This is a genomic window from Collimonas sp. (genome assembly GCF_039923675.1).
Taxonomy (GTDB): Bacteria; Pseudomonadota; Gammaproteobacteria; order Burkholderiales; family Burkholderiaceae_D; genus Collimonas.
The window spans coordinates 1-13968 of sequence record NZ_JBDTCG010000046.1 but is presented as its reverse complement, the minus strand read 5'-3'; the positions used below and the strand labels follow the sequence as shown (position 1 = coordinate 13968).

General features: G+C 56.7%; 15 protein-coding genes and 1 pseudogene. 11 read left to right on the top strand and 5 right to left on the bottom strand.

Annotated features, from left to right (window positions below; all coding sequences use genetic code 11):
* The first annotated feature begins 31 nt into the window (after window positions 1–31).
* A complete protein-coding gene (locus tag ABI171_RS08975) occupies window positions 32–328 on the top strand; it encodes a type II toxin-antitoxin system MqsR family toxin (RefSeq protein WP_348092228.1) in 297 nt (98 codons plus the stop codon).
* 2 nt (window positions 329–330) lie between these two features.
* Window positions 331–732 (top strand): type II toxin-antitoxin system MqsA family antitoxin, encoded by a 402-nt coding sequence (locus ABI171_RS08970; protein ID WP_348092227.1) that lies wholly within the window; start codon window positions 331–333, stop codon window positions 730–732.
* Between the two features lie 21 nt (window positions 733–753).
* On the opposite strand, the gene ABI171_RS08965 is transcribed toward ABI171_RS08970, so the two are convergent.
* Entirely contained in the window at window positions 754–1197 is a 444-nt protein-coding gene (locus tag ABI171_RS08965; protein ID WP_348092247.1) for a GNAT family protein, read from the bottom strand.
* 276 nt (window positions 1198–1473) lie between these two features.
* Here ABI171_RS08965 and ABI171_RS08960 point away from each other — a divergent pair, with 276 nt between their 5' ends.
* Window positions 1474–2172 carry a UPF0149 family protein gene (locus ABI171_RS08960; RefSeq protein ID WP_348092226.1) on the top strand — a complete coding sequence of 233 codons (699 nt, stop codon included), beginning with the start codon at window positions 1474–1476 and terminating at the stop codon, window positions 2170–2172.
* Between the two features lie 60 nt (window positions 2173–2232).
* On the opposite strand, the gene orn is transcribed toward ABI171_RS08960, so the two are convergent.
* On the bottom strand, window positions 2233–2838 hold the full coding sequence (orn, locus tag ABI171_RS08955; RefSeq protein WP_348092225.1) for an oligoribonuclease: 606 nt from the start codon (window positions 2836–2838) through the stop codon (window positions 2233–2235).
* A gap of 210 nt (window positions 2839–3048) precedes the next feature.
* Here orn and ABI171_RS08950 point away from each other — a divergent pair, with 210 nt between their 5' ends.
* The 5 genes from ABI171_RS08950 to ABI171_RS08930 all read left to right on the top strand — a co-directional run bounded on the left by ABI171_RS08950 (window position 3049) and on the right by ABI171_RS08930 (window position 8204).
* Window positions 3049–4320: a M48 family metallopeptidase gene (locus ABI171_RS08950; RefSeq protein WP_348092224.1), complete on the top strand. Its 1272-nt coding sequence runs from the start codon at window positions 3049–3051 to the stop codon at window positions 4318–4320.
* Window positions 4313–5278: a ribosome small subunit-dependent GTPase A gene (rsgA, locus tag ABI171_RS08945; protein ID WP_348092223.1), complete on the top strand. Its 966-nt coding sequence runs from the start codon at window positions 4313–4315 to the stop codon at window positions 5276–5278. Before ABI171_RS08950 ends, rsgA begins: the two co-directional genes overlap by 8 nt.
* Window positions 5279–5533: 255 nt before the next feature.
* Window positions 5534–6448 carry an ornithine carbamoyltransferase gene (argF, locus tag ABI171_RS08940; protein ID WP_348092222.1) on the top strand — a complete coding sequence of 305 codons (915 nt, stop codon included), beginning with the start codon at window positions 5534–5536 and terminating at the stop codon, window positions 6446–6448.
* Between the two features lie 77 nt (window positions 6449–6525).
* A complete protein-coding gene (argG, locus tag ABI171_RS08935; protein ID WP_348092221.1) occupies window positions 6526–7860 on the top strand; it encodes an argininosuccinate synthase in 1335 nt (444 codons plus the stop codon).
* 29 nt (window positions 7861–7889) lie between these two features.
* The gene (locus ABI171_RS08930) at window positions 7890–8204 is read left to right on the top strand and encodes a pyrimidine/purine nucleoside phosphorylase (protein WP_348092220.1); all 315 of its coding nucleotides are present in this window, start codon (window positions 7890–7892) and stop codon (window positions 8202–8204) included.
* A 169-nt stretch (window positions 8205–8373) separates the two neighbouring features.
* On the opposite strand, the gene murB is transcribed toward ABI171_RS08930, so the two are convergent.
* Window positions 8374–9405 (bottom strand): UDP-N-acetylmuramate dehydrogenase, encoded by a 1032-nt coding sequence (gene murB, locus ABI171_RS08925; protein ID WP_348092219.1) that lies wholly within the window; start codon window positions 9403–9405, stop codon window positions 8374–8376.
* Window positions 9406–9637: 232 nt separating this feature from the next.
* On the opposite strand from murB, the gene ABI171_RS08920 reads away from it, so the two are divergent.
* The gene (locus ABI171_RS08920) at window positions 9638–10123 is read left to right on the top strand and encodes a YajQ family cyclic di-GMP-binding protein (protein ID WP_348092218.1); all 486 of its coding nucleotides are present in this window, start codon (window positions 9638–9640) and stop codon (window positions 10121–10123) included.
* Between the two features lie 115 nt (window positions 10124–10238).
* On the top strand, window positions 10239–10880 hold the full coding sequence (locus ABI171_RS08915; RefSeq protein WP_348092217.1) for a TIGR02281 family clan AA aspartic protease: 642 nt from the start codon (window positions 10239–10241) through the stop codon (window positions 10878–10880).
* A gap of 57 nt (window positions 10881–10937) precedes the next feature.
* Here ABI171_RS08915 and aroG read toward each other — a convergent pair whose 3' ends face one another.
* Together aroG and ABI171_RS08905 are read right to left on the bottom strand one after the other, a co-directional pair.
* Entirely contained in the window at window positions 10938–12005 is a 1068-nt protein-coding gene (aroG, locus tag ABI171_RS08910; RefSeq protein WP_348092216.1) for a 3-deoxy-7-phosphoheptulonate synthase AroG, read from the bottom strand.
* 307 nt (window positions 12006–12312) lie between these two features.
* Window positions 12313–13518: an MFS transporter gene (locus ABI171_RS08905; RefSeq protein WP_348092215.1), complete on the bottom strand. Its 1206-nt coding sequence runs from the start codon at window positions 13516–13518 to the stop codon at window positions 12313–12315.
* A 227-nt stretch (window positions 13519–13745) separates the two neighbouring features.
* On the opposite strand from ABI171_RS08905, the pseudogene ABI171_RS08900 reads away from it, so the two are divergent.
* Window positions 13746–13968 (top strand): annotated as a pseudogene (locus tag ABI171_RS08900) (proline hydroxylase); the annotation flags it as partial.

Genomic DNA, 13968 nt, shown 5'->3' with positions numbered 1-13968 from the left:
TGCCAAATTAACTTACTAGGTTAAAATAACAATGGAGAAAAATAAGCCCCATTGTCATTTGTCGGTAGTGAAAACCATGATCGAGACGGGACGGGTATGCTCTACAAGAGCGGCTCTTGACGGCGCCGCTGCACTAGGACTCGATGTCGACGATATGCTCGCCATAGTAATGGCACTCACTGCGGCCGATTTCTACAAGAGCATGACGACTCACGCAGATCATCGCATATGGCAGGACGTATACCGACCCGTCACGCCAGTTGGCGAGGTCTACCTGAAACTCACGGTCATTGATGAACTACTCATCGTGTCCTTTAAGGAGCTATGAACATGAAATGCCCGGTTTGCGGGGCGGCCGAACTGGTCCATGATACGCGTGACCAGCCCTACGTTTACAAAGGTGTATCGACTACCATTCCAGCTGTGACTGGCAAATACTGTCCAGCCTGCGGCGAATCGGTTCTAGATATGGCGGAGTCCCGCCGCACAATGAAATTCATGGCGGCGTTCAACAAGCAAGTGAATGCGGCCATCGTCGATCCTGCTTTTATTGCTAGCGTCCGCAAGAAACTCGCGCTCGACCAACGCGAAGCCGCCGAGATTTTCGGCGGCGGCGTCAATGCATTCTCGCGCTACGAAAATGGCAAAAGCAAACCATCCTTGGCGCTGGTCAAATTGCTGCAGGTGCTAGACCGACATCCCGACTTGCTCGCTGAAATCAGGACTACTTAATCCACGTCCAGCCTGAAACGGCTACGCTGCACCAAGATCCAAGGCCATGCGCTCTTCATCATGAAACTGTCCGTCTATACGCAGAGCGCGGCGGTCGATTCCGCAAGAAACGAATCCTAACCTGGCATATAGGGATCTGGCACGGACGTTAATCGTGTTGACTCGCAAATCCAGCTGGACCACCTCCGGGATATTCCTGGCATGCGCAATGGCCGCTTCCAGCAAACCCTGTGCAATGCCGGCGGTGCGTGCTTCCGGCGTCACATAGACGCCCACGATACTCGCGCGGTGACAGACCTTGCTCCTGGGATCGCGTACAAAGCCAACCGCGCCAACCAGGACATCCTCTTGAAACGCGCCATACGTCATCTGAAAAGGACTGGCGTTCAAACGTGTCACCATCTGTTCGTCGGGTAGCCGGCCTTCTTCGTCATAGTTCGGAACGACGGAAGATGGCGAATCCAGGATGGATTCCAGCCTTAAGCTGGCGGTAAGATGAAAGATCTTGCGGCGATAGCGCTCTAATTTTCATATGAGATAATCCTGCCGTGGCTTTGTTGGCGTAAAAGAAATATTTTACAGTAATATTCGCACGTGAAGGCACCCGGGTACTCATCGCCACTTTCCGTATCCTGTTATAAGGATAAATGATCGTCGCGAGCCCCGTAGCATTGAATATTTTGCTGCCAAAGGGCATTTCAATCGTAAAATCCGTATCCCCATTTTTTAAGCGGTCCTCCCATGAATCTCGACGAACCCCTCTCAGACAAAGAATTTGACGAACTGGACGATTTTTTATTATCCGATCGTTGCGCTGAAGACAGCATGACCATGGATACCCTGCATGGCTATCTGACGGCCCTGGTGATCGGGCCGGAGCAGGTGTTGCTGGGAGAATGGCTGCCGCATGTATGGGGACCGTCGCTGAAGGATGCGCCGAAATTCAAGACCGACAAGGAATACGAAAAGATCGTCGGCCTGATCGCCCGCTACATGAATGAAATCGCGGTCACGCTGGAAGTTGCGCCGAAAGAATATGAGCCGCTGTTTTGCGAGCATGAACACGAAGGCAAGCCGCTGCTAGACGGCGAAGCCTGGGCCTGGGGTTTCTGGGAAGGCATAAATATCCGCGCCAAAGCCTGGGAACCGATCTGGCACTCCAACCTGGCGACGGTCGTCCGCCCTATCTATCTGCTGGGCGCGGAAGAACTGGAAGAGGAGGAAATGGCGCTGCGCGAGGATCCGGTACAACGTCACAAACTGGCCGTGGAAGTGGAAGCGGCGATTCCGGAAATCTACCGCTACTGGCTGCCGCACCGCAAATCCGCAGTCAAGACCATACAGCGCGAGACGCCGAAAGTCGGCCGCAACGATGATTGCAGCTGCGGCAGCGGCAAGAAATTCAAAAAGTGTTGCGGTCTCAATACGACTGAAGAGTAGTCCGCCACGCAGTCGAGACAATGGCAAGCCGGGCTGGCGTAGCGCTACCCGGCCTGTCTTTTATTCCTTGATGAAATGCTCGCGGTAATAGCGCAGCTCTTCGATCGATTCAAGGATATCGGCCAATGCGGTGTGTTTCTGATGCTTCTTGAAACCGCTCGCCAACTCCGGCTTCCAACGGCGGCATAACTCTTTCAGGGTCGACACATCCAGGTTGCGATAGTGGAAAAATGCTTCCAGTTTCGGCATGCCGCGCGCCATGAAGCGGCGATCCTGGCAAATCGTGTTGCCGCACATTGGAGATTTTCCGTTCGGCACGTACTTTTTCAGGAACTCGATCAAGGCCAGTTCGGCTTCGTTTTCAGTCACAGTCGAGGTTTTTACGCGCTCGATCAAACCCGAACGACCATGGGTGCCCTTGTTCCAGGCGTCCATGCCGTCCATGATCTCGTCAGCCTGGTGAATCGCAAATACCGGGCCTTCCGCCAGGATATTCAGTTGCGGATCGGTAACGACCACCGCGACTTCAATGATGCGGTCGCCGTCCGGGTTCAAGCCGGTCATTTCCATGTCAACCCAGATCAGGTTGAATTCATTAGGCCGTACCGGCGCCGCCGGGACAGGCGTGACAGCAGGAGTAGCGGAGATATCGGCGGCTTGTGACATAATTGTTCTCTTGGTTATTTAAGCGGTTGTGCGGCGTTCAAATTGCTGCTTGCTGCAAGGCATCCTCAAGAATTGCGGTGAGCGCTCCAAGGTCTGGTTAAGAAGCGCAGCTGTACGAAAGTACAGTGAGCATCGCAGGCCAGAGATTGGGGCACTCACTGCGGTTCTTGGAGGTGACCATCGGCAGGTATTTTCTCACATAGGGACGGCATGTCTTCATTTGCATTTTCAGTTTTGTTTGTAATTTTCCTGGCAATTACCTTGGTAGTGCGCTTTTGGCTGGGTTCGCGCCAGATCCGGCACGTTGTCAGCCACCGCAGCGCAGTGCCTGCCGAATTTGCAGAAAAGATCCCTTTGGCGGCGCATCAGCGCGCTGCCGACTACACCGTCGCCAAGACCAAATTCGGCATGTTGTCGATGCTGGTGAGCGCCGCCGTCCTGATCGGCTTCACCTTGCTGGGCGGTTTGCAGTTGCTTTCCAACATCATATTCAACCTGGCAGGCCCCGGAATGGTCTATCAACTGGGTTTGCTGGTGGCGTTTGGCGCGATTGCCGGCCTGATCGACCTGCCTTTGGATTATTACAAGCAGTTTGTACTGGAAGCGCGTTTCGGTTTTAACAAGATGACGGTCAAGCTATTTTTCACCGATATCCTGAAAAACACCCTGATCGGCGCCGCCATCGGCTTGCCGCTGGTCTGGGTGGTGCTGTTGCTAATGGCCAGATCCGGCGACCTCTGGTGGTTCTACGCGTGGCTGGTGTTCAGCGGCTTCCAGTTGCTGATGCTGGTGCTCTACCCGACCGTGATTGCGCCGCTGTTCAACAAATTCACGCCATTGACCGACGACACCCTGCGCGACCGCATCGAAGGCTTGATGAAGCGCGTCGGCTTTGCGTCCAAGGGTCTGTTCGTGATGGATGGCTCCAAGCGCAGCGCCCATGGCAATGCCTATTTTTCCGGCTTTGGCGCCGGTAAGCGCATCGTCTTTTTCGACACCTTGCTGGCGCGTCTGGCGCCGCATGAAATCGAAGCGGTGCTGGCGCATGAACTGGGGCATTTCAAACTCAAGCACATTGTCAAGCGCATCGCCGTGATGTTTGCAATTTCGCTGGCCTTCCTGGCGCTGCTCGGCTACCTGAAACAGCAACTGTGGTTTTACACCGGCCTCGGCGTCAACCCGTTGCTGCTGGCCGACCTCAGCAATAACGATGCGATGGCGCTGATCCTGTTCATGCTGGCGTTGCCGATCTTTACCTTCCTGCTGTCGCCACTTTCCTCGATCAGCTCGCGCAAACATGAATTCGAAGCCGATGCGTTTGCCGTCAAGCATACCAATGGCCCCGACCTGGTGACCGCGCTGGTCAAGCTGTATGAAGACAACGCCTCGACCCTGACCCCTGATCCGCTGCATTCGGCATTCTACGATTCGCATCCGCCAGCCACCGTGCGCATCAACCGACTGATGGCAGCCCATGGTTGATCACGCCAAACCGCAACAGCAGCACCATAAGGATCAAGCCGGCAGCGGCCTGGTGATTGCCGCCCACGGTCGCCATTACCTGGTGCAAGCCAGCATCGGCGGCGAGTCTCTCAAATTGCAATGCGTCACCCGCGGCAAGAAAAGCGACGTGGCGGTCGGCGACCGCGTGCAGTTGAAAACCACTTCGCCCAACCAGGGCGTAATTGAAGCCATCGATGAGCGCAACAGCCTGTTGTACCGCTCCGACCAGTACAAGTCCAAGCTGCTGGCTGCCAATGTGACACAGCTGTTCATCGTGGTGGCAACCGAGCCCGGCTTTGCCGACGACCTGATCTCGCGCGCACTGGTGGCGGCTGAAGCAGCTGGCGTCAAGGCACATATCGTGCTCAACAAGACCGATATCGTCGAAGCGCTGGAGAAAACCCGGCAACGCTTGCAGATGTACGCGAGCCTGGGCTATCCGGTCCACGAATTGTCGGCGCGTGCGTTTCCCGAAGAAACCTGCGCCACACTATGGCCTTTGCTGAAAGGACAGTCGACCATCCTGATCGGCCAGTCCGGTATGGGTAAATCGTCGATCATCAACCTGATCGTGCCGGATGCCGACATCGCCGTGCGTGAAATCTCCGCAGCCCTCGATACCGGCAAGCACACCACCACCTTTACTCGCCTGTATGAGCTGGATGCGGACAATAGCGACACGGACGGCAAGCCCGCCAGCATCATCGATTCGCCTGGATTCCAGGAATTCGGCCTGTACCAGCTGAGCGAAGGCATGCTGGAACGCGCCTTCGTCGAATTCACGCCCTATCTGGGAAAATGCAAGTTCTACAACTGCCATCATCTGATCGAACCGAGCTGCGCGGTGCTGGAAGCCGTCAAGGAAAACCGGATAGCGCCAATGCGGCACCAGCTTTACGTGCAGTTGCTGCATGAGTCGTCACAAAAGCTGTATTAAGCGGATGGCGGATGGCAGCCGCCGCCGGAAAATACCATGCCATCTTATTAATAATAAATAAGCAATCTTTTGACGGGTATCTTTTCTAGTGAAATCCCTTATAATTGAAGCACTTATTTCATTTCTAAGCCAATCGTGGGGCGTTCATCGAAGCCCGCGCACAGCATCTACGACGGCTTGCAAAACCAGCGGTTGATTTAAAAATGGAATTCCAACTTTCGGCGGCAGTCGCCACAGCGGCCGCCGTTTTCATTTATGGCAATCAAACATTACCTGCAGTTTTCTGATTTTTCGCTGGACGAATACGAGTACGTGATTGAACGTAGCCGTCTCATCAAACGCAAATTCAAGAATTACGAACCGCACTACACGCTGCTTGACCGCACGCTGGTGATGGTGTTCGAGAAAAATTCGACCCGCACCCGCCTGTCGTTCGAAGCCGGCATGCATCAGCTGGGCGGCGCCGCCATCTACCTGAACACGCGCGACAGCCAGCTGGGCCGCGGTGAGCCGGTGGAAGATGCGGCGCAGGTCATGTCGCGCATGTGCGACGTCATCATGATCCGCACCTTCGGCCAGGATATCATCGAACGCTTCGCCTCCCATTCGCGGGTGCCGGTGATCAACGGCCTGACCAATGAGCAGCATCCCTGCCAGGTATTGGCCGATGTGTTCACCTACATCGAACACCGCGGTTCCATCGCCGGCAAGAAAGTAGCCTGGATCGGCGACGCCAACAACATGCTGTATTCGTGGCTGCAGGCGGCGCAGGTATTCGGTTTCCATGTGAATGTGTCGACCCCCAAGGGCTACGATCTCGACCCGACCCAGGTGGCGGCCGACAACCAGCGCTACACGTTGTTCGCCAACCCGTCCGATGCTTGCGAAGGCGTCGACCTGGTGACTACCGATGTCTGGACCAGCATGGGTTACGAGGATGAAAACGCCGCGCGCCTGAAAGCCTTCGACGGCTGGATTGTCGACCAGGCCAAGATGCAGCGCGCCAACGCCGATGCCTTGTTCATGCACTGCCTGCCGGCGCATCGCGGCGAGGAAGTATCCGCCGAAGTGATCGACGGCCCGCAATCGGTGGTCTGGGAAGAAGCGGAAAACCGCCTGCATGTGCAAAAGGCTTTGCTGGAATACCTGGTACTGGGAAAAGTGGCTTAATCGAAAAACGGTCTGCCACGAGCCTGCATAGTTACTAAAATAAACACCAATTGTCATAACAACCTAATCAGAAGATCATGTCCAACATCCTGCAATCCGTTCCAGTCAATCAAAAAGTCGGCATCGCCTTTTCGGGAGGCCTTGACACTAGCGCAGCGTTGCACTGGATGCGCCAGAAAGGCGCTATTCCTTACGCCTATACCGCCAACTTGGGCCAGCCGGACGAGCCGGACTACAGCGAGATCCCGAAAAAAGCCAAGGCCTACGGCGCTGAACTGGCGCGCCTGGTCGATTGCCGCGAACAGCTGGTGAATGAAGGCGTCGCTGCATTGCAAAGCGGCGCCTTCCATATCTCCACGGCAGGCGTGACCTACTTCAACACTACGCCGCTCGGGCGCGCCGTCACCGGCACCATGCTGGTGGCCGCCATGCGAGAAGACAAGGTCGACATCTGGGGCGACGGCAGCACCTTCAAGGGCAACGACATCGAGCGTTTCTACCGCTACGGCCTGCTGGTCAATCCGAACCTGAAGATCTACAAGCCTTGGCTCGACAATGCCTTCATCGATGAACTGGGCGGCCGCAAGGAAATGTCCGAATTCATGATCGCCTCGGGCTTCGATTACAAGATGTCGGTCGAGAAAGCCTATTCGACCGATTCCAACATGCTCGGCGCCACGCATGAAGCGAAAGACCTAGAGTTCCTGAACTCCGGCATGAAGATCGTCGAACCGATCATGGGCGTCGCCTTCTGGCGCGACGACGTCGAAATCAAGCGCGAAGAAGTCACTGTGCGCTTTGAACAAGGCCAGCCGGTCGCGCTCAACGGCATCGTGTACGCCAACCCGGTCGATTTGCTGATGGAAGCCAACCGCATCGGCGGCCGTCACGGCCTGGGCATGAGCGACCAGATCGAAAACCGCATCATCGAAGCCAAGAGCCGCGGCATCTATGAAGCGCCGGGCCTGGCGCTGCTGTTCATCGCCTACGAGCGCCTGGTCACCGGCATCCACAACGAAGACACGATCGAGCAATATCGCGAAAACGGCCGCAAGCTGGGCCGCCTGCTGTATCAAGGCCGCTGGTTCGACTCGCAGGCGATCATGCTGCGCGAATCGGCGCAACGCTGGGTGGCGCGCGCCATCTCCGGCGAAGTCACGATCGAACTGCGTCGCGGCAACGACTATTCGATTCTCAACACCGAGTCAGCCAACCTGACCTACCAGCCGGAACGCCTGACCATGGAAAAGGGTGCAGGCGCGTTCACGCCGCAAGACCGTATCGGCCAACTGACCATGCGCAACCTCGACATTACCGATACGCGCCAGAAACTGGCGATCTATCAAAGCACCGGCCTGCTGGCATCCAGCAATGCCGTCTCGCTGCCGCTGCTCGATAAAGACGCAGACTGATTTTCACTGACAAGAGAGAACCCGAGACTATGAGCGCCCAGTTCGACCACGTATCCGTACACAAGCAAGCCAGCGTCTACTTTGACGGGAAATGTGTCTCACACACTGTCATTTTCCCGAATGGCAGTAAAAAGACGCTGGGCGTCATTCTGCCGTCTTCGCTGACATTCGGCACCGGCGTCGCCGAAGTCATGGATATCACCAGCGGCGTCTGCCGCGTGCGTCAGCAAGGCCAACAGCTCTGGACCAGATATACCAGCGGCGAGCGCTTTGAAATTCCTGCGAACTCGAGTTTTGATATCGAGACGCTGGAAACGGTGAACTACGTTTGCCATTACGGCTAAACAGATCTCGGAAAGACAAAAAAAAAGCCCGTTGCGCTGATGCATAACGGGCTGGAAATCCATTACCTTAGGGAGTGTTGGATATGAGACAGGTTGAAGCATAGAGCTTCAATGTGACTTGGTTGTGACACGCAGCCGCTGCAAAAGTTGCAACAAGCCCCATCGCTCCCTAGATAAAAATCGGCTCCGGCTCCAGCGCCACGCCAAACTTCGCCATCACATCCGCCTGTACCGCTTGCGCCAGCCGCACCACATCCTGGCCAGTGGCCCCACCTCGGTTCACCAGCACCAGCGCCTGTTTTTCATAGACGCCGGCGGCGCCCAGGCTCTTGCCTTTCCAGCCACACTGGTCAATCAGCCAACCGGCGGCCAGCTTGTAACTGCCGTCCGCCTGCGCATAGTTCACCAGCGGTGGATGCTGTGCCAGCAGCGCATTGCGTTGCTGTTCCGACACCAGGGGATTCTTGAAAAAACTACCGGCGTTGCCGATCAAGGCCGGATCCGGCAGCTTGCGGGTGCGGATGGCGATCACCGCATCGCTGATATCACGGGCACTGGGCTGCGACAGTTTACGCGCATCCAGTTCTTGCGCCACGTCGGCATAGCGCAGATTCGGCTGCCAGCGCTTGGGCAAGGCGAACGTCACGTCCAGCACCACGGCACGATCGCGCAGGCTGTGCTTGAAGATACTGTCACGATAGGCAAAGGCGCAGGCAGCGCGATCCAGGGTCAGGATTTCACCGCTCTCCATCTCGATTGCGGTCAGCGCATGAAAACGCTCTTGCAGCTCGACGCCGTAGGCGCCGATGTTCTGGATCGGCGAAGCGCCGACGCTGCCGGGGATCAGAGACAGATTCTCCAGGCCGCCCAAGCCTTGCTCCAGCGTCCATTGCACCAAGCCATGCCAGTTTTCACCAGCCGCTGCCTTTACATAAATGGCATCTGCGTCTTCACCGATGATTTCCCTGCCATGGCCGCACATGTGCAACACCAGGCCTGGAAAATCCTGGGTCAGGACCAGATTACTGCCGCCGCCCAGCACCAGGCGCGGCAAAGCGGCGGCCTGGGCATCCGCCCTGAGCGCGTACAGGGTGTCGATTGAGGTAACCGGCAAATAGGCATGCGCCTTGGCATCGATACCGAAAGTATTATGCCGGCGCAGAGAGAAATCGAACTGAAGCGGGAGCTGGGAGATAGTCATAGCATCGGGATTATAAACGCAAGCGGATAGCGCGACAGCAGGTGCAAGACCGCCAGCGGCTGCAATGCACCCGAAAGATGTCCGGCGCGGCAAGAAATCCTCTAACAAACCACCAACAATCACCCAACGAGCCCACACCGCAGGTTTTTTGTCCGATAAAATGCGCATAGCCTGACGGCCGTGCTGCAACCAGCCGGCCAGTTTTATTTGAACATACTGAAGGAACAACACCATGCCATCATTCGATACCGTATCGGAAGCCAATCTGGTCGAAGTCAAAAACGCCAACGACCAGGCCAACAAGGAAATCGCGACCCGCTTCGACTTCAAGGGCAGCGACGCCCGCATCGAGCTGAAAGAGCGTGACCTGACCGCCTACGCCGACTCGGAATTCCAGCTGAGCCAGGTGCGCGACGTGCTGACCACGAAACTGGTCAAACGCAATGTCGATACCCGCTTCCTCGACATCGGCAAGATCGAAAAGATCGGCGGCGACAAGGTCAAGCAAGTGATCAAGATCAAGAACGGCATCGAATCCGAAGCCGCCAAGAAGATCGTGCGCATCGTCAAGGACAGCAAGATGAAGGTCCAGGCCAGCATCCAAGGCGACGCCGTGCGCATCACCGGCGCCAAACGCGACGACCTGCAAGCGGCGATGGCGATGCTGCGCAAGGAAGTGGCGGATTTGCCGCTGGAATTCAATAATTTCCGTGACTAAACAGTGGCAATCGGCAACAGACAAGGTTACCATCACTTGCTGTTGCCAACTGTTCAAGTTGTTTGAACAATACTACGGCGCCATCTCAACCTCTTGCCCGGAAAGTCGGACCATCATGCGCCCGCTCGCTTTAGCCTCCAGCCTGTTTTTGTTGACCGCCATCTCCGGCGCTGTCCAAGCCTCCGATATCGGCGTAGTCGGCCTGTTCCCGGGAAAAGCCGTACTGGTGATCGACGGTTCTTCGCCCAAGACATTTTCGGTGGGAAGCAAGGTCGCCGACGACGTCAAGCTGGTCGAGGCCAACGGTTCCACCGCGACTTTGGAAGTCAAGGGCAAGCGGCAAGTGATCGGTATCGGTGAATACGTCAGCCGCAGCACGCCGGGAGCCTCTTCCAGCGTTACGCTGAAGGTCAACCCGCAAGGCCACTTCGTTGCCCAGGCCCAGATCAACGGCGCCATGATGACCATGCTGGTCGATACCGGCGCCACCATGATCGCGCTGCCGGCATCGGATGCGACACGGATGGGCGTCGATTATAAAAAGGGCCAGATGGTAATGGTCAGCACTGCCAACGGTCCGGCACCGGCATACAGGGTCAAGCTGAATACCGTGAAGATCGGCGATATTGAAATGAACCAGGTCGATGCCCTGGTGCAGGAAGGCGGACTGCCGTTTGCACTGCTGGGGATGTCATTCCTGAACCGCACCGAAATGCGGCGCGAAGGCGAGATGATGGTGCTGACCAAGCGGTTCTGACACCGCTTGCTGTTGCCAGATCTCAGGCCGGCCTAGCTTAGTCCGGCCTGTTTTTCATTACGCCGGGCTGGCGTTCAACAAACGGCGCTGCTTCACTGCCGCAGCCAACCCCTCCAGCACCGCCACGCTTTCTTCCCAATTGATGCAGCCGTCGGTCACCGACTGGCCGTAGACCAGTTCCTTGCCCGGCACCAGATCCTGGCGGCCGGCAATCAGATGCGACTCCACCATGACGCCAACGATACGGCCATCGCCGGCAGCGACCTGGCTACCGATATCGGCGCACACCGGGATCTGGTTTTCCGGCTTCTTCGAACTGTTGGCATGCGAAGCATCGATCATCAGGCGCGACGCCAGACCGCTGCCGGCGATATCCTTGCAGGCTGCATCGACACTGGCCGCATCGTAGTTCGGCGCTTTGCCGCCGCGCAGGATGATATGGCAGTCTTCATTGCCGTTGGTGGAGACGATGGCCGAATGGCCGCCCTTGGTCACCGACAGGAAATGATGCGGTTGCGAAGCTGCCTTGATGGCGTCCACTGCAATCTTGATGTTGCCGTCGGTGCCGTTCTTGAAGCCGACCGGGCATGACAGGCCCGACGCCAGCTCGCGGTGCACCTGCGATTCGGTAGTGCGGGCGCCGATCGCGCCCCAGCTGATCAGGTCGGCGATGTATTGCGGACTGATCACATCCAGGAATTCAGTGCCGGCCGGCAGGCCCAGTTCGTTGATGTTCAACAACAGCTCGCGCGCCATGCGCAGGCCATCGTTGATGCGGAAGCTGTTATCCATGTAAGGATCGTTGATCAGGCCCTTCCAGCCGACCGTGGTGCGCGGTTTTTCGAAATACACGCGCATGACGATTTCCAGTTCACCCTTGAAACGCTCGCGCTCGCCGACCAGGCGGCCGGCGTATTCCAACGCAGCCTTGGTGTCGTGGATAGAACACGGTCCGATCACCACCATCAGGCGGTCGTCCTGGCCGTGCAAGATACGATGCAGCGCAATCCGGGAATTGGCGGCGGTTTCAGCCACTTTCTCGGAGCAGCCGAATTCGCGTATCAAATGCGATGGTGGAATTAGTTCTTTCATTTCTCGTATGCGCAGATCGTCGGTGCGTAGCATGTTTTTCTCCTGGCTCAAAAGTGACTGGGTATAAAAAAACCGCCATCGCTGGCGGTTATTTAGAAATTTCGGTTTGCTCTTTACTTACGAACGCTTACCGCTTTTCACCGCCGTGGGGCTGGAATAGCTAAAGTAAAAAAAGAAATAAGTGCGTGCGAATGACATAAAAATGATGTTTTTCAGTAAAGGGCTATTAAAATCAAGACCTATAGTGCAGGATTTCCAGAAATTTGGCAAGGCCCGCATCACGTCACCATTTTTACCACATTACTCTTGTACAACAAGACAATCCCGGTTGGCCATTAGGTCAATGCATGGCGACCGCGTGACCCGAACCGATCACAGGGGCGATGCCATCGCGCCGGTCCAGCCACCCTGCCAGTGTAGTCAAACCGAGTGCAGCCAACACCACGATAGCGCCTATCCATGGCGTCGCCATCAAACCCAGATGGCTGACGATCAGCCCACCACCCCAGGCGCCGAGGGCAATGCCCACATTGAAGGCGGCGATGTTCAGGCCGGAGGCAACGTCCACCGCACGCGGCGCATGCCGTTCAGCCTGTTGCACCACATACACTTGCAAGCCGGGTACATTGCCGAAGGCGAAAGCGCCCCATGCCAATACCGTCAAGACAGCCAGCCACGGGTTCGATGCCGTGAAGGTCAGGACAAACAAGACTACCGCCAGCATGGCAAACACGATCTGCAAAGCGCGTATCGGTCCCTTCTTGTCGGCCAGCTTGCCGCCCCAGATATTGCCGAACGCTACCGAGACACCGTACACAAGCATCACCAGGCTCACGGTGGAAGCCGAAAAACCGGAGATTTCCTGCAGGATCGGCGCCAGATAGGTAAAAGCGATAAAGGTACCGCCGTAGCCCAGCGCCGTGATCGCATACACCAGCAACAGCCGCGGTTTTTTCAGCACGGAAGCCTGGGTCAGCAACGATGCCGGTTTGCTGCCCTTGATATCGTCAGGCACCAGCATCCAGCTGCCGACAAAGGCAATCACGCCCAGCAGCGAAACGGCCAGGAAAGTCGTTTGCCAACCCCAGGTCTGGCCGATCCAGGTTCCCAGCGGCACACCGGTGACCAGCGCCACGGTCAGGCCGGTGAACATGATGGCGATCGCGCTGGCCGCTTTTTCCTTCGGCACCAGGCTGGTCGCTATGGTCGAACCGATGGAAAAGAACACGCCATGCGCCAGGCCGGTCAGCACGCGCGCTGCCATCAGGGCTTCATAGCCCGGCGCCATCCAGGCCACCAGGTTGCCGATGGTGAACAGCGCCATCAGGCCTAGCAACAGATGCTTGCGCGGCACACGGCCGGTCAACGCGGTGAGCACCGGCGCGCCAACGGCGACGCCCAACGCATACAGGCTGACCAGCAGCCCGGCGGAAGGTACGGAGACGCCAAGACTGGTGGCGATGGTGGGAATCAGACCGACGATCACGAATTCGGTGGTTCCTATGGCAAAAGCGCTGAGCGTGAGCGCCCAGAGTGCGAGTGGCATGACGGTTTCCTTTGTGATTTAACGCTATGCAGTTTGATGCCTGCAAAGACAAAGAAAAACCGCTGTGCCCACAATACATATTTGATTCAAAATCAAAAATAGACGATATTTAGTACAAATTAAGCAGTAATTTCAAATTCCGGAATTTGACCGCAAGAGTCGGGGTGCGACATCAAGGTAACCTGCCTACACTCGCATAGGCATAATCAAACCCGCCTGGAGAAATGATGAATACACTGCGCGCGACAGCAGACAACGAAGTCCCGATCGCAGAGAGGATCGGCGGCGTGGACTGGGACGGCGTCGCCAGGAATCTGGACGATTACGGCAGCGCGCTGCTGGCGCAATTGCTTACTCCGCAGGAATGCCAGGCATTGATCGCCTTGTATGCCCGCAAGGAGCTGTTTCGCAGCCGGATCGTGATGGAGCGCCATGGCTTCGGCCGTGGCG